The 14,998-nt window shown below is 68.9% G+C and carries 17 protein-coding genes; 13 read left to right on the top strand and 4 right to left on the bottom strand.

The window, feature by feature from the left end:
- Positions 1-5 precede the first annotated feature (5 nt).
- Positions 6-1,022: a LysR substrate-binding domain-containing protein gene (locus AXA74_RS01055; protein ID WP_060833103.1), complete on the bottom strand. Its 1,017-nt coding sequence runs from the start codon at positions 1,020-1,022 to the stop codon at positions 6-8.
- Between the two features lie 181 nt (positions 1,023-1,203).
- Here AXA74_RS01055 and AXA74_RS01060 point away from each other — a divergent pair, with 181 nt between their 5' ends.
- On the top strand, positions 1,204-2,181 hold the full coding sequence (locus AXA74_RS01060) for a branched-chain amino acid transaminase (protein WP_020649391.1): 978 nt from the start codon (positions 1,204-1,206) through the stop codon (positions 2,179-2,181).
- A gap of 65 nt (positions 2,182-2,246) precedes the next feature.
- Here the strand turns inward: AXA74_RS01060 and AXA74_RS01065 are convergent, their stop codons facing one another.
- The gene (locus AXA74_RS01065; RefSeq protein WP_060833104.1) at positions 2,247-3,548 is read right to left on the bottom strand and encodes an aminotransferase class I/II-fold pyridoxal phosphate-dependent enzyme; all 1,302 of its coding nucleotides are present in this window, start codon (positions 3,546-3,548) and stop codon (positions 2,247-2,249) included.
- Between the two features lie 70 nt (positions 3,549-3,618).
- Between AXA74_RS01065 and AXA74_RS01070 the strand changes: the two genes are divergently transcribed.
- From AXA74_RS01070 to AXA74_RS01090, 5 genes are read left to right on the top strand one after another with little or no spacing between them, the layout of a single operon-like run.
- Positions 3,619-4,422, top strand: a complete 804-nt coding sequence (locus AXA74_RS01070; RefSeq protein WP_060833105.1) for a YggS family pyridoxal phosphate-dependent enzyme — start codon at positions 3,619-3,621, stop codon at positions 4,420-4,422.
- Entirely contained in the window at positions 4,419-5,135 is a 717-nt protein-coding gene (locus tag AXA74_RS01075) for a glutamine amidotransferase (protein ID WP_060833106.1), read from the top strand. Before AXA74_RS01070 ends, AXA74_RS01075 begins: the two co-directional genes overlap by 4 nt.
- The gene (locus AXA74_RS01080; RefSeq protein WP_060833107.1) at positions 5,132-5,974 is read left to right on the top strand and encodes a PfkB family carbohydrate kinase; all 843 of its coding nucleotides are present in this window, start codon (positions 5,132-5,134) and stop codon (positions 5,972-5,974) included. Before AXA74_RS01075 ends, AXA74_RS01080 begins: the two co-directional genes overlap by 4 nt.
- On the top strand, positions 5,971-6,246 hold the full coding sequence (locus AXA74_RS01085; protein ID WP_060833108.1) for a hypothetical protein: 276 nt from the start codon (positions 5,971-5,973) through the stop codon (positions 6,244-6,246). The genes AXA74_RS01080 and AXA74_RS01085 overlap by 4 nt, the downstream gene beginning before the upstream one ends.
- Positions 6,247-6,283: 37 nt before the next feature.
- A complete protein-coding gene (locus AXA74_RS01090; RefSeq protein ID WP_060833109.1) occupies positions 6,284-7,192 on the top strand; it encodes a LysR family transcriptional regulator in 909 nt (302 codons plus the stop codon).
- A gap of 103 nt (positions 7,193-7,295) precedes the next feature.
- Here AXA74_RS01090 and AXA74_RS01095 read toward each other — a convergent pair whose 3' ends face one another.
- Entirely contained in the window at positions 7,296-8,183 is an 888-nt protein-coding gene (locus tag AXA74_RS01095) for a PhzF family phenazine biosynthesis protein (protein WP_060833110.1), read from the bottom strand.
- Positions 8,184-8,244: 61 nt separating this feature from the next.
- Positions 8,245-8,982 (bottom strand): LysE family translocator, encoded by a 738-nt coding sequence (locus AXA74_RS01100; RefSeq protein WP_169800082.1) that lies wholly within the window; start codon positions 8,980-8,982, stop codon positions 8,245-8,247.
- A 107-nt stretch (positions 8,983-9,089) separates the two neighbouring features.
- Here AXA74_RS01100 and AXA74_RS01105 point away from each other — a divergent pair, with 107 nt between their 5' ends.
- From AXA74_RS01105 to AXA74_RS01135, 7 genes are all read left to right on the top strand, one after another.
- Positions 9,090-9,701: an RBBP9/YdeN family alpha/beta hydrolase gene (locus AXA74_RS01105; protein ID WP_060833112.1), complete on the top strand. Its 612-nt coding sequence runs from the start codon at positions 9,090-9,092 to the stop codon at positions 9,699-9,701.
- Positions 9,702-9,703: 2 nt separating this feature from the next.
- Positions 9,704-9,910 (top strand): DUF1737 domain-containing protein, encoded by a 207-nt coding sequence (locus AXA74_RS01110; protein WP_024889570.1) that lies wholly within the window; start codon positions 9,704-9,706, stop codon positions 9,908-9,910.
- A gap of 14 nt (positions 9,911-9,924) precedes the next feature.
- The gene (locus AXA74_RS01115; protein WP_060833113.1) at positions 9,925-10,560 is read left to right on the top strand and encodes a LysE family translocator; all 636 of its coding nucleotides are present in this window, start codon (positions 9,925-9,927) and stop codon (positions 10,558-10,560) included.
- A 12-nt stretch (positions 10,561-10,572) separates the two neighbouring features.
- Positions 10,573-11,331 carry a sulfite exporter TauE/SafE family protein gene (locus AXA74_RS01120; RefSeq protein WP_060833114.1) on the top strand — a complete coding sequence of 253 codons (759 nt, stop codon included), beginning with the start codon at positions 10,573-10,575 and terminating at the stop codon, positions 11,329-11,331.
- Positions 11,332-11,545: 214 nt separating this feature from the next.
- Complete coding sequence (locus tag AXA74_RS01125; RefSeq protein WP_060833115.1) at positions 11,546-12,922, top strand: CoA transferase; 1,377 nt, start codon at positions 11,546-11,548, stop codon at positions 12,920-12,922.
- Positions 12,923-12,966: 44 nt separating this feature from the next.
- Positions 12,967-14,178: an MFS transporter gene (locus AXA74_RS01130; RefSeq protein ID WP_081093920.1), complete on the top strand. Its 1,212-nt coding sequence runs from the start codon at positions 12,967-12,969 to the stop codon at positions 14,176-14,178.
- Positions 14,175-14,768: an AAA family ATPase gene (locus AXA74_RS01135; RefSeq protein WP_223819785.1), complete on the top strand. Its 594-nt coding sequence runs from the start codon at positions 14,175-14,177 to the stop codon at positions 14,766-14,768. Before AXA74_RS01130 ends, AXA74_RS01135 begins: the two co-directional genes overlap by 4 nt.
- Positions 14,769-14,998: the final 230 nt, after the last annotated feature.

Below are 14,998 nucleotides of genomic sequence, written 5' to 3' on the forward strand. Positions count from 1 at the left end.
CCCTGTCAGGACATTGAAGCCACCGGGCTTGCGCAGGCGGCAGCGGATCGAGGCTTCGCCGCCGGCGACGTGGTGCTTTGCGCGGGCCCGTCCTTGGCACTGCCCGCGTCGTCCGTCGTCCGCTCCTGCCCTCCGTGCCGGGCTTGCCCATCGACCTGCTCGCGCAGCCAGCCACGCAGGTTGTCCAACCGTCGGTCCTCGCACAGCGCCTCGGGATAGACGAGCCAGAAGCCGACGCCCGCGCTCACGGGGTGGTCGAAGACCGAGGCCAGGCGTCCGAGCCGGACGGCGCTCTCGGCCAGTTCGCAGACGGCGATCGACACGCCAGCCCCATCGGCGGCCGCCTGCATCGTCAGTCCGCCCGAATCCACGCGGGTCACGACAGCCGGCTCGAACGGCCCGCCGGGCAGGCTGTCCATCCAGCGCTGCCAGGTGAGGCAATGCCGCGACACGAACAGGTTGGCGCGCGCGACCTGCTTGAGGCGTTCCCGGCGCGAGCCGGTGGCAAAGCCCGGGCGCGCGTACAGGTCGATGGTGGCCTCGAACAACAGGTCGGCCTGCAGGCCGGCCCACTGGCCGTCGCCATACCAGATGCCGGCATCGGCCACGCCGGCGGCCAGATCCACGTCGTCCTGCGTGGTGGAGATGTCCAGCGAGAAGCCGCGCCGCTCGAACGGATACAGGCTCAGGCGGGGTGACAGCCAGTTGGTCGCGAAGGTCGGCAGCATGTTCACGCGCAGCGGCCCGTCGCGCCGCTCCTCGCGCAAGCTGCCCACGCCCTCGGCGATCAGGGCGAAGCCCTCGTTGAGGCCGGGTGCCAGGCGGCGGCCGGCGCTGGTCAGTTCCAGCCGCGTGCCAATGCGGCGCAGCAACTCGACGCCGAGCATGTCCTCCAGCGTGCGCAACTGGTGGCTGACCGCCGAGGGCGTGACCGCCAGTTCCAGGGCCGCGTCCTTGATCGAGAGATGGCGTGCCGCGGCCTCGAAGGCGCGCAAGGCGTTCAACGGGACAGGGATGCGCATGGGGGATTCACCCTCCTGGAAGTCATTGGTCGTTCATGGACTCATTAAACCGGAAATCGTCGTCTCCACGCTCGCCGGCGCGTGGACCAAAACTCAACATCGTCTGAGATTTGCTCACTCGTGCCGACGGCGAACCGGCCGCACACTGACGCCATCGACAACCTGTACAGCGGTGCGCACCATGCTCAATTCCCTTGATGATCGCGATGGCCTGATCTGGCTCGATGGCGAACTGCTGCCCTGGCGCGAGGCGCGCCTGCACGTGCTCACGCATGCGCTGCACATGGGCGGGGCCGTCTTCGAGGGGATGCGCGCCTATGGCGGCCATGTCTTCCTCAATGCGCCGCACTTGGAACGCTTCCAGCAGTCCGCCGCGCTGCTGGACTACCACCTGCCGTGGTCGCAAGGCGAACTGACACAGGCCATCGAGGCGGTGCTGTGGGCCAACCAACTCGACGACGCCTACATCCGCCCGGTGGCCTGGCGCGGCGCGGAGAGTGTTTCCATCGCTTCGCCGCGCGCCCGCATCCACGTGGCGATCGCGGCCTGGGACTGGCCCACGGCGGCGTCCCAGGGTCGCGCCGAGGAAGGCATCCGGCTGCAGCTGGCGAGCTGGCGGCGTCCCCGCCCCGACACCGCGCCCACCGCGGCCAAGTGTTCGGGGCTGTACATGATCGGTACTCTCGCGCGCCATGCCGCCGCAGCGGCGGGCTGCGACGACGCACTGCTGCTCGACAGCGAAGGCCGGGTCGCCGAGACCACGGCAACCAACCTGTTGATGGTCCATGACGGAGTGCTGGTGACCCCATTGCCGACCTGCTTCCTCGACGGCATCACCAAGCGGCACGTGATGGGACTGGCGCGCCAGCGCGGGCTGCGGGTCGAGGAGCGGACCGTGACGCTGGACGAACTGCGCACCGCCTCCGAGGTATTCACCGCCGGCACCTCGGTCGAACTGCAGCCGGTGGTGGCGCTGGTCGAGGATGCGGCGACCACCGAATGGCCCGTGGGGCCGGTGACGCGACAACTGATCCGGGACTTTCGCGCGTCCGTGACCGAGGCGAGCCAGGTCGGCCGGACCCTGCGGGAACGGGAGACCGGCTTGTTGGAACGGCGCCCGTGGCCCGCTCGCGTCGCCTCCGCCTTGCAGGCGCCGTAGCGCGCCATGGACCGGTACGCAGACGGACCCGCGAGAGGACAGGCACGATGCCATGCAGACTGGCTTCACACACGCCCCAGACAGTCGCGCAGTTGCGCGGCAAAGCGCGCCGCGTCCCCCGGTTCGAGCGTCGAGACCGTGACGCGCAGCGCGGGGGGCGCGGGCGCGATCGCGAAGGCATCGCCGGTTCGCACGGCCCAGCCGCAGCGTGCGAGGCTTTGCGCGGTGCGGTGAACGTCACGGCCTTCCGGCAGCGGAATCCACACATTGAACCCGTCGCAAGGCTGCCTGGCGGCGATGCCCTCGGCGCCGAGTGCATCGATCAGGGCCTTGCGACGCGTTGCGTAGGCGGCCTTGGCCGCATGCAGGCGCGCCGTGGCCGCGTCCGATCCGAGCAGGCCGCGCACGGCCGCCTGCAGCAGGTGGCTGACCCAGGTCGTGCCGGGAGCCAGTCGCATGCCGAGCCGTGCGGCGGTCCCCGCATCGGTAGCGATGAAGGCCAGCCTCAGGTCCGGGCCGAAGCCCTTGGACACCGAGCGCACCAGCGCCCGCCGCGTGGTGGCCGCGGGCGCGATGGAGAAGTACGGCGCCTCGGCCAGCAAGGCGAAGTGGTCGTCCTCGATCACCAGCACGTGCGGATGGCGGGCGAGCACGCGGCGCAGTTCGCGGGCGCGCTGCTCGCTCAGGCTGCAGCCGGTGGGGTTTTGCGCCCTTGGTGTGCACAGCACCGCCTGGGCGCCATTGGCCAGCGCCGCTTCCAGTGCCTGCGGGCGCATGCCGTGCGCATCCATGGCCACGGGCACCGCTGCCAGGCCCGTGCTGTGCAGGATGTTGAGGCTGCCGAGGAAGCACGGGTCCTCCACCGCCACCTTGTCGCCGGCGACGAGGTAGGCAGCCAACAGACGCTCGATCGCATCGACCGCGCCATGCGCCAGCACCAGACCGTCACCCTCCCGGAGATCCGCTCCGAACCACTGCCGCGCCAGCCGTTCGAGTGCCGGGTCGAGTACAGGCTGGCCATACAGCGCGGGCCGATAGCCGCTGGCTGCCAGCGCCAGCAATGGATCGAGCAGCCAGGCCGGGTCCGGATTGCCGCTGGCCAGATCCGCCAGCGCCGAGCCGGGCTGCAGGCCCTCCTGCTCGCCGAGACGCGCCGCAGGCCGGATCACCGTCCCGTTGCGCCCCAGCGTCTCTGCAATGCCTGCGGCCACCAGCTTCCGGTACGCGGCGGCGACCGTGTTGCGGTTGACGCCCAGTTGATCGGCCATCTCGCGCACGGACGGCAGGGTCTGGCCCGCGGCAAGCTGGCCCGCATGTGCCTCGCGGCGAATGCGCTCGAAGATGTCCGATGCGGTCTTTTCGGTCATTCCAGTTTGTCCCGTGACAATGTATATTTTGTCCTATGACAATGTTAGCAGCACGGAGAACCCCTTGTCCATGAACGCGCAGACGCATCCCTGGCCCACCGCACACAGCGTCGAGGACTTTCGGCGCAATCTGGCGGCGGTGCATCGGCGCATCGCCGATGCCTGCTCCCGCGCGGGACGCGATCCGTCCGATGTGCGCCTGCTGCCGGTCAGCAAGACCGTGCCGGAGGAGCGCATCCGTCTGGCCTACGCCGCCGGCTGCCGCGACCTGGGTGAGAACAAGGTGCAGGAGGCGCAGCGCAAGGCCGAAGCGATGGTGGATCTCGCCGACCTGCGCTGGTCGGTCATCGGCCACCTGCAGACCAACAAGGCCAAGGTCGTGGCACGCTTCGCCAGCGAGTTCCAGGCTCTGGACAGCCTGCGTGTGGCGGAGGCGCTGGACCGTCGCCTGCAAGCCGAAGGGCGCGCACTGGATGTGTTCGTGCAGGTCAACACCTCGGGCGAGGCCGGCAAGTTCGGCTTGCCGCCTTCCGAGGTGGCCGGCTTCGTCCGGGCGCTGCCGGGCTTCTCCACTCTGCGCGTGCGAGGCCTGATGACGCTGGCGCTGCTGTCGGCCGATCCGGCGCGAGTCCGTCCCTGCTTCGTGCTGTTGCGCGAACTGCGCGATCGGCTGCGCCAGGAGGCGCCGGCGGGCATCGGCATGGACGAACTGTCGATGGGGATGTCCGGCGACTTCGAACTGGCCATCGAGGAAGGCGCCACCGTCGTGCGCGTCGGCCAGGCCATCTTCGGCGCTCGCGCGACGCCGGACAGCCATTACTGGCCCGACGACGACCGGGCTGCGACATCGACCGCATCGGAGCAGACCGCATGAAGACCGCCCTGGCCCTGCGCCACATCCATTTCGAGGACCTTGGCACGCTCGAACCGCTGCTGCGCGAGCGTGGATTCGACGTGCGCTACCTCGACCCCGCGACGGACGACCTGACCCGTGAGGAGGCCGCGGCAAGCGATCTTCTCATTGCACTGGGTGGGCCGATCGGCGCCTTCGACGAGCGGGCCTATCCCTTTCTTGCCGACGAACTGCGTCTGCTCGAACGGCGCCTGGCCAGCGGCCGGCCGCTGCTCGGCATTTGTTTGGGCGCGCAATTGATCGCGCGCCTGCTCGGCGCCGCCGTCGCCCCCATGGGCTTCAAGGAGATCGGCTTCGACGCGCTGACACTGACGGATGCGGGCCGCCGCTCGGTGCTGGCACCGCTGGCTGGCGTGCCGGTGTTGCATTGGCACGGCGACCGCTTCGAACTGCCTGAGGGCAGTGAACTGCTGGCGAGCACCGAAAGCTGCGCGCAGCAGGCCTACGCGGTCGGCGACCGGGTGCTGGGTCTGCAGTTCCACCTGGAAGCCGATGCCAGCCGAATCGAACGCTGGCTGGTCGGCCATTGCTGCGAACTGGGCCAGGCCGGCGTCGATCCGAGCACGCTGCGCGCGGATGCCGAGCGGCATGGGGCAACGCTGAAGGCTGCGGCCCACCGCACGATCGGCGCGTGGCTGGACCGGCAGCAGGACACGGGGGTGCGTCCTGAATGACGGTGACCCAACCTGTGCCCATCGATGTCATCAGCATCCAGTCCCAGGTGGTCTACGGGCGGGTCGGCAACAACGCGGCGATTCCCGCGTTGGAAGCCTGCGGGCTGCTCACGGCCGCGGTGCCGACCGCGCTGCTCAGCAACACCCCGCACTATCCCTCGGTCCATGGCGGCGCGGTGCCCGACGCGTGGTTCGCCGGCTGGCTGGATGACCTGGAGGCGCGTGGCATCCCCGCGCGCGCTCGCGTTGTGCAGGTCGGCTTCCTCGGCGCGCCGTCGCAGGCACGGATCCTCGCATCCTGGTGGTCGACGATGCGCGAGCGCCACCCGCAACTGCGCCTGCATCTGGATCCGGTCATTGGCGACTACGACCAGGGCGTGTATGCGGCGGCCGGCATGGCCGAGGCCTGGCGCACGCTGCTGATTCCAGAAGCCCACGGCCTCGTCCCCAATCGGTTCGAGCTGGAACAGGTCACCGGCAGAACGCTGCAGGGTCTGGCGGATTGCCGCGAGGCTGCCCGCGCGCTGTTGCGCGGCCCCACCCAATGGGTGGTGGTGACCAGTGTCCAGGATGATCCCGAAAGCGCCGTCGTCCAGACGCTGCTGGAGACGCGGGACGGGGTATCGCGCCTCTTCGAGCATCCCCACGTGCCCTGCGTGGTGAAAGGGGCCGGCGACTACTTCGCCGCGCGCCTGACCGGCCATTGCCTGCTTGGCATAGAGGTGCCTCAGGCCGTCGAGCGCGCCTGCGGCGATACCGCCGAGCAACTGATCCGCACCCGGCGCCTGGGCTGGGAGGAGATGGCCATCCACGCGAGTGCCGGGAGTGTCCGGCCATGAACGCCTACCGCCTCGTGATTTCCCGGCATGGCCGGCTGCTGGGCCAGTTCGACAGCGAAACGCCCTGGGCGGGCGACGCGATCCGCGACCTGCTACAGCGACTTCCCGAATGCGATGGCTATCGCACCGAACTGTTCGTCGCGCGCGAAGAGCGCCGATTGCTCGAAAGCGGTCCTGGCGGCCTGAAGGTCCTCGGCCGCGAGCCCTTGTTCCAACCCTTGCCGATCACGGCGCTGCTGTCCGGCACGGCGCCCGAGGAGCCGCTCGCGTGAATCAAGCTCCTGGCCTCACGTACGCCTAGGTGGTGCGATGGAGCTGCGACACCTGCGCTGTTTCGTGGCAGTGGCCGAGGAACTGCACTTCACGCGTGCGGCGGTGCGGCTTCATATCGAGCAGTCACCGCTGTCGCGCACCATCCGGGAACTGGAGTCCGACCTCGGCGCCACGCTGTTCGAGCGCAATCGGCGCGGCACCCAGCTCACCTGGGCGGGCCAGGTCCTGCTGGAAGATGCCCGCCGCGTGTTCGCGGTGCTGGAACAGGCACGAACCAACGTCCGGGCCGCCGCCACGGGCTATCGCGGCATGCTGCGCATCGCGCTGTCGGACGGTATCGCGCCTACACGCCTCGCGGCACTCCTGGCCCTGTGCCGGGAGGAAGAGCCCGATGTGGAAATCCGCCTGTTCGAGACGCCGCTCGCATCGCAGGTACGCGGATTGCGCGACGACACTTTCGATGCCGGGTTTGCGCAGTCCGACGAGGCTGGAGAGGGCATCCTGTGCGAGGCGGTCTGGTCCGATCCCATCCTGGTGGCCATTCCGACGCGCCATCCTTTGCTGGCCTTCAGGCAGGTCCCTCTGGATGAACTGCTGCGCTATCCCCTGATCAAGTGCCACCCGGAAACCTGCGAGGGTGCGTATCGGCAGATCAAACGGCTGCTCCGGACGGCCGCCATCCAGCCACGGATCGCAGAGCGGGTCGCGACACTGGAATTGATGCTGACGCTGGTGGCCGCAGGCTACGGACTGGGCCTCGCCACGGCGGCGCAGATTTCGGTCTGCCGCCATCCCGAGATCATCGCGCGGCCACTGTCGGACCCGTCGGCATGCATGACCACCTACCTGTTGCGGCCGGACAGCGAGCCCTCGGAACCGCTGCAGCACTTCATCGAACGCGCCATGCTCTCGCGCGACGACAGTCCCGCCGTCGATCCGATCTAGCCCTGGGCAACCGCGTTCGTTGCAGCGCAGGCCTTCGTCAGGGACGCCGCGCAGGTACCATGGCAAGCCATGGGCGACCGAGCGGCTGAACGTGCCGCCGCCTCTACAGATGCAGGGTGCCGCTGGCGACGGTCACGGCCTGGCCGCCGACGCGCACCGTCAGTTCTTCTCCGTTGCGCGTCCATTCGACGTGGATCAGGCCATCGCGCCCCATCTCGATGCCTTGCTCCGCAAGGTAGCCCCCCTGGAGAGCCGATGCGTGCCGGTGCCTTGCCAGGAATGCCGCGACACACCCGTTTCCAGACCCGCAGACGGGGTCCTCGGCCACGCCTTCGCCTGGCGCGAACGTGCGCAGGCGCAAGCGTACCGGCGCGTCGGCCTCGTGTTCGGCAAAGACGGTCACGCCGACGGCACCCGATGCGCGGCAGCGTTCGGCGATGCGAGGCAGGTCGGGACGCAGCGACGCCAGGGCGGCGACGCTGCGCAGTTCGGCGATCAGCCACGGGATGCCGGTGGAGACGACTTCCACCGGCATCGCGGCCAGCATGTTCGCATCGCAGCCCAGCAGGGCCGACATTTCCCCAGGACCGACGGCCGTGCTGCGGAACTGCGGGCTGGCCTGGGTCATCCAGTAGATCGGCGAGCCCTCGGTCGGAACGACTTCGACAGGCACGATGCCGATGCCGCAGGCCTGCCGCAGCAGACTTGCATCGGCCAGGTCGCCACGGTGCGCACGCACCGCGCTCGCAGTGGCGATTGTGGGGTGCCCCGCGAACGGCAGCTCGCTGGAGGGCGTGAAGATGCGCACCCGATAGTCGGTGTCGGGCGATTCCGGGGCCAGCACGAAGACCGTCTCGGACAGGTTCATCTCGCGCGCGATCCGCTGCATGGTCCGCGCACCGAGGTCGTCGGCATCGAACACGACGGCAGCCGGGTTGCCCCTGAGCGGCTGGCTCGTGAACACATCGACTTGCAGGAAGGATTTGTTCATCGCTTCTCCAGGGTCGGTCGCACCGCCTGTGCTCGGTTGCGTGCGCGTGGCCGGGGACGAATCACGCGGCCAGGGCCTTGGCGCCGCTCGACGGCCTCCACAAAAGAATCCATGCGGCGAATCCGAGGAAGCCGATGCCCGCCAGGCGCGTGCAGCGCTGGCGCCAGACGGAAGTGCCCAATGCCCCGCGCACCCGGCTTGCGATGGCGGCATAGCCGCTCAAGGTGGCGCCGCTGAGGATCACGAAGATCGCGGTCAGGCCCATGAACTGAGGGATGAGCGCCTGGTCGGCCCGGATGAACTGGGGGAAGAAGGCGGTGAAGAAGAGGATCGACTTCGGATTGGATGTCGCCACCAGGAATCCTTCCTTCGCCAGCGCGAAGGCCTGCACCGGCCCTGCGTCATGGGCACCGGCGTCCGGCGGCCGCGTGTGTCTGCCCTGCACAAGCAGGCGAAGACCGAGGTACGCCAGGTAGGCGGCGCCGGCCAGCCGCAGTGCGGTCATCGCGTGGGCGGAGGCAAGCAGGAACAGGCCGACGCCCCACGCGGCCGCGACGGAAACCACGAGCAACCCCAACATGTTGCCCAGCGTCGACCACAGGCTCGCGACCACGCCCTGGCGAGCGCCATTGCGCATCGCCAGCAGGATGGCCGGACCGGGCGTAAGGATGGACAGCCAGGCCGCCAGGACGTAGGAAATCAGGAGCGGGATATCGGACATGGCGAACTCGGCGGGCTTCTTCGTCGGTTGTGAAGGAAGTGCACTTCGACGATAGCCAAGGCCATTCGAGCTGACCATTGAGCTTTTCTCGACGCTTGCTGAGACCTTCTCACTCGGCAATTCGACGCATCGGTCTTAAGGTTTCCAGCCAGACAACGTCACTCCGGATATCCGCGCACGCCACCATGAGCCACCTTCAGACCGTTCGCCTCTTGATGCTTCCCGGTATCGGCAATTCCGGGCCGGAGCATTGGCAGACGCGCTGGGCGTCGCGCCAGGAGCATGGCCGGCGATTCCAACCTGCCGACTGGGACAGGCCGGACCTGGCCGACTGGCTGCAGGCACTCGATGCGGCCATCGACGAGTGCGGCGCGCCCGTCGTCCTGGTCGCACACAGCCTTTCGTGCCTGCTCGTCGCGCACTGGGCATCGCGGCCGGGAATCGGGGAAAACATCCAGCATCGGATCGCCCAGGTCCGGGGCGCCTTCCTCGTTGCCGTCCCTGACCCCGGCGCACCGGCGTTTCCGGGCGAGGCGAGCGAGTTCGGCCCGCCACCGACCGAACCCCTGCCGTTTCCCGCGCTGGTGGTCGCCAGCAGCGACGACCCCTATGGCTCGCCGGAGCACGCCCGGCGCATGGCCATGGGTTGGGCAGCGGGATGCGTGGAAATCGGCGCCCTCGGGCACATCAATGCCGCCAGCGGCGTGGGCGACTGGGACACCGGCTGGCATCTGCTGCAGGCATTCGGAGCGGGGCTGCGCGTCCAGATGCCGGCATCGAATCGACCGGGAGGGTGAGCATGCGCGCGTATCGCTACCTGACCGGCATCGACGACGCGGCGTTCTGCCACCGCGTCACCGCGGCCCTGAACAGCGGCTGGGAGTTGTATGGCGCGCCGAGCCTGACCTACGACGCGGCGCGTGGCGCAGTGATCTGCGGCCAGGCCATCGTCAAGACCATCGAATCGACGACGTACAGCGAGTCACTGGACTTGTCTGTGCTCTGACGGAGATCCCCCCAATGGATGCATCGACCGCGATCCTGGGCTTCACGCTGACGGCGCTGCTGCTCACCTTGACCCCCGGCCTGGACACGGCGCTGGTACTGCGCACGGCCGCTGTGGAAGGGGGGCGCAAGGCGATGAGGGCGGGCGGCGGCATCGTGACCGGCGTGCTGATCTGGGGGCTGATCGCGGCCCTCGGGCTCGGCGCGGTGCTCGCGGTCTCCCGACTCGCCTACACCCTGCTGCAGATCGCGGGCGCGGCCTATCTGCTCTGGCTCGGCTGGAAGCTGATCTCTGGCGCGCGCAAGAGCCTCCCGACGCTGCCCGCAGACGATCCGCCGCTCGTGCGTGGCGAGCGCTGGTTCCTGCGCGGTCTGCTGACGAATCTGCTCAATCCCAAGGTCGGGGTGTTCTACGTGAGCCTCCTGCCACAGTTCGTTCCCGCCGACGTGCCGGTGGTCGGGTTCAGCGTGCTGTTGGCCGGCATCCACGCCGCGATGGGACTGCTCTGGTTCGCCGCACTGGTGCTGGCCACGCGGCCCCTGGCACGCTGGCTGCGCCGGCCCACGGTGATGCGCTCGCTCGATGCGCTCACCGGCCTGGCGCTGATGGGGTTTGGCCTGCGTCTGGCCCTGTCCAGGCCGACGAGCTGAGGTGCGAGCGGCATGGACATCGGAACCTTCCTGCTGCTGGCCGGTGCCAGCATGATCGGCGGCATCTGCAATGCGGTGGCCGGCGGCGGCACATTCTTCACCTTTCCCGCGCTGCTGGCTGCCGGCGTACCACCCGTGGTGGCCAACGCCACCAGCGCGGTGTCGATCTGGCCGGGGCATGCGAGCAGCCTGCTCTGCTATCGCAGCGAACTCGGGCGCCACCGCGCCGCGTTGCGGCGCAGCCTGCCCGTGGTCGGTGCCGGTTCGCTGGTGGGCGCCGCACTGTTGGTGTTCACCGGAGATGCACAGTTCAGCCGTCTGGTGCCGTGGCTGATCCTCGTCGCGACCGTTCTGTTCGCCCTGGGGCCCTGGCTGCGCCAGGCCATCGAGCGGCATGCTCGCGGTCAGGTGCCGCACCTGGTGGCTGCGGGGGCGGAGTTCCTGACCGCACTCTATGGCGGCTACTTCGGCGCCGGCCTGGGCATCATGCTGATGGCGATCCTGACCTTGCTGGGTGTGCGCGATGTCCAGGAGGCCAACGCCGTCAAGAATGCGATGGCTACCGTCGTGACCAGTGCCGCGGTGATGCTCTTCGTCGCCACCGGGTCCATCGCCTGGGCGCAAGGCAGTGCGGTCCTGCTGGGCGCGATCGTGGGGGGCTATGCCGGCGCGCGGTTGGCGCGCTGGATTCCGCCGCTGGCGCTGCGTTGGACGATCGTGGCGACCGGCCTGGCGCTCTCTGCGTACTTCGGGCTGAAGGCGGGCGCATGATGGATCGCTTGCAGCGGGCGCGCGACGCCCACGCCTGTGCGAATACGGCGCTCCCCGGCATCGCCAATGGCGCGCGATGCTGCTTTCCGCGGTCCGCTGCGTTTGCGGACAACGCGGCGCCGACCCTGCCTCCCGCCTGGATCTGCCAACCCGACTCGGCCGACGGGGTAGCGTGTCGATTCAGTTGGCGAACTTTCTGTGAGGAGTCCATTCGATGAATCCACTCGATGCACTGACTGCGCTCTGGTCGCTGGGCGGGCTGCCGCCGCAGGCGCTGGCCGGGATCGCGCTGACGGGCAGCGACCCGGTGTTCCCCTCGTCCTTCGCCGTCGGCACCGCCGCGCAGACCAGCATTGCCGCGGCTGCGCTCGCCGCCTGCGAACTGGGCCATGAGCGGGGTGCTCCGCGCCAGCGTGTCGCGGTGGACATGGCCCACGCCGCCGCCGAATGCACCGGCTGGTTCACGCTCGACGGCCAGGAGCCCGAGCTGTGGGACCCGTTCGCCGGCCTGTACCGCTGCGCCGATGGCCACGTACGTGTCCACACCAACTTCCCGCACCACCGCGATGGCGCGCTGCGCCTGCTGGGCCTGGACCCGGAAACCGCCACACGCGCCGACGCCGAGCAGGCCCTGCGGGGTTGGAAGGCGCTGGACTTCGAGCAGGCCTCGGCCGACCACGCGCTGGTGGCCACGGCGCTGCGCAGCTTCGCCGAGTGGGATGCCACGCCCCAGGGGCAGGCGGTGGCCTCGCAACCCTTGATAACCATCACCCGAATCGCCGATGCGCCACCGCGCGCACTGCCGCCCCTGGCGGCCGATGAGCGGCCGCTCGCCGGCCTGCGCGTGCTCGACCTCACGCGCATCCTGGCCGGCCCCGTCGGTGGGCGGGCGATGGCGTCGTTCGGCGCGGACGTGATGCTGGTCAACTCACCGAACCTGCCCAACATCGCCGCCATTGCCGAAACCAGCCGCGGCAAGCGCTCGGCGCACATCGACCTGCGCAGCGAGGCCGGACGCGAAGCGCTGTGGCGGCTCGTGGAAGACGCCCACGTGTTCTCGCAGGGGTACCGGCCTGGCGGCCTGGCCGCGCTCGGCTTCTCGCCCGAGGCCCTGGCCGCGCGCCGGCCCGGCATCGTCGCCGTGTCGCTGACCGCCTACGGCACGCAAGGGCCTTGGGCCGACCGGCGCGGTTTCGATTCGCTGGTGCAGACGGCAATGGGCTTCAACCACGCCGAGGGCGAAGCGGCGGGCGACGGCAAGCCGCGCGCGCTGCCGATGCAGATCCTCGACCAGGCCAGCGGCTTCCTGATGGCTTTCGGCGCCGCCGCCGCGCTGTGGCGACAGTCGCGCGAAGGGGGAAGCTGGCACGTGCAGGTGTCGCTGGCGCAGACCGGGCACTGGCTGCGCGGTCTGGGGCGCATCGAAGAGGGCCTGCGGGCCGGCAGGCCGGACCTCAGCCCCTGGCTCGCCGACGAAGTCTCCGGCTTCGGCCTGCTGCGCGCCGTGCGTCCCAGCGCGCAACTGGCGCGAACACCGGCCGGCTATGCGCGACCGTCAGTGCCGCCGGGAACGGATCGCCCGAACTGGTGAGAGCTTGTCCGCAAGCCGAGAGTTGATACGGCCGGACACCTTGAATGAGCAATATCCCAGGTCACCCCGGCGATGCATCGCGTGCCGCACCGATGCCTGCCACGTCAGCCTTGCCCTCCCATCTGCTGTGGACCATTGCCCTGGCGGCGGGCGCATCCGTGGCCAACAGCTACTACAACCAGCCGCTTCTCGGCGAACTGAGCCGGGAGTTCGTACTCTCTGCGGGGACCGTGACCTGGCTGCCTGTGCTCACCCAGGCGGGCAATGCCCTGGGCGTGCTGTTCCTGGCACCACTGGGCGACCGCCTGGAGCGCAAGTCGCTCATCCTGCGAACGCTGGCGACGCTGGTGCTCTCCCTGGTGATGACAGCCGCGTCCTCCGGCTTCGTTCAATTGATGCTGGCGAGCCTCGCCGTGGGTTTGTGCGCCACCGTGACGCAGCAACTGGTTCCCTTGGCCGTCCACCTGGCACCCTCCCACCGCAAGGGGCAGGTGCTCGGCGTGGTGACGGGCGGCATCCTGATCGGCATCCTGCTGGCCCGTGTGGTGAGCGGCTGGATGACCGAGCTCTGGGGCTGGCGGTCCGTCTTCGGCTTTTCTGCGGCACTGATGCTGGTACTGGGCTTTCGGCTGGCATGGACGCTGCCGGTGGTGCCACCGTCCACCAATCTCGGCTATGGACGATTGCTGCTGTCGATGTGGCATTTGGTGCGCAAGCACGCTTCCTTGCGCCAAGCTGTGGCCGTCCAGTTCCTGCTGTTTGCCAGCATGATCGGCTTCTGGGCAACGTTCGCGCTCTGGCTGGAGCGGCCGCCACTGCAGCTCGGCGCGGTGTCCGCCGGCCTGTTCGCGCTGGTCGGCGTGTGCGGCGCGTTGGCTGCACCGGCGGCTGGCCGTTTTGCCGACCGGCGCGGACATGACGCAGTCGTCCGTGCTGGCGCGGTGGGAACCGCAACGGCATTTGCCGTGCTGTACCTGGGTGGCTCATCGATCCCTGCACTCGTCCTCGGCATCTTCTTGCTCGACGTGACCGTGCAGTCAGTCCAGGTGGCGAACCAGACCATGGTCTATGCGTTGGACGCGGGTGCGCGCAGCCGGCTGAACACCGTGTTCATGGGCGCGATGCTGCTTGGCGGGGCCTTCGGCGCTGCTGCAGGCGGGTGGGCCTTCACTGCGCATGGATGGGCCGGGGTCTGCGCCTTTGGCATGCTTAGCGCCACCGTTGCGTGGGGCCTGTCTCTTCGGCAAAACCAATGATGACAAGTGAATTGACAAACCGTCTGCTGGTCGAAGCAAACCCTGACATGACGCCGATGCCATCTCAGGTGGTCATTTCGGGGTGCTCCGGCGGCGGCAAGTCGACCTTGCTCGGGGAGCTGCGGCGGCGTGGTCATGCGACCGTCGCCGAACCCGGGCGGAGGATCATCGCCGAGCAGATTCGACAGGGCGGCAACGCCTTGCCATGGACCGACATGGCGGCCTTTCTGCGGGAGGCGCTGCGCGTCGCCGCCATGGATCTCGAAGGCGCGGCACGGGACGCTGGTCCGGTCTTCTTCGACCGAGGGTTGATCGACGCCGCTGCAGCGCTTCAACGACTCTACGGGGTACCGTTGGCGCAAAGTCTGGGCGAATCCCGCCCTTATGGGCGGCTCGTGTTCCTCGCACCGCCCTGGCCGGACATCTATTGCGCAGACGAGGCGCGGCGGCACGGTTTTCCCGAGGCTGAGGCGGAATACGCCCACCTGGATGCAACCTACCGGGCACTCGGCTACGAAGTCAGGTTGCTTCCGCGCGCCAGTGTGGCCGAGCGGGCCGACTTCGTTCTCGAAGCGATTCATCGCTGCTGAAGGCGAGACCAACTTGCGGCGGTTGCCCTGGATGCTGATCCGAACGCGGCCCTGCAGCATGCGTACTCACGTGCACCGTTGTCGATGAGCACGCGACGACACGGGCGCGGGCTACTGTCGTCGACAGGTGATAGGTCGGAGAAAACTGCTGGACATGGCAACGGCCGCCCTGTCTGCCAAACCGCACGCAAGCGGAGCGTAGGGCAGAAACAGGAAGCGGGGCCGAAGGT

The sequence above is a fragment of the Bordetella hinzii LMG 13501 genome (assembly GCF_001548475.1).
Lineage (GTDB): Bacteria > Pseudomonadota > Gammaproteobacteria > Burkholderiales > Burkholderiaceae_B > Bordetella > Bordetella hinzii.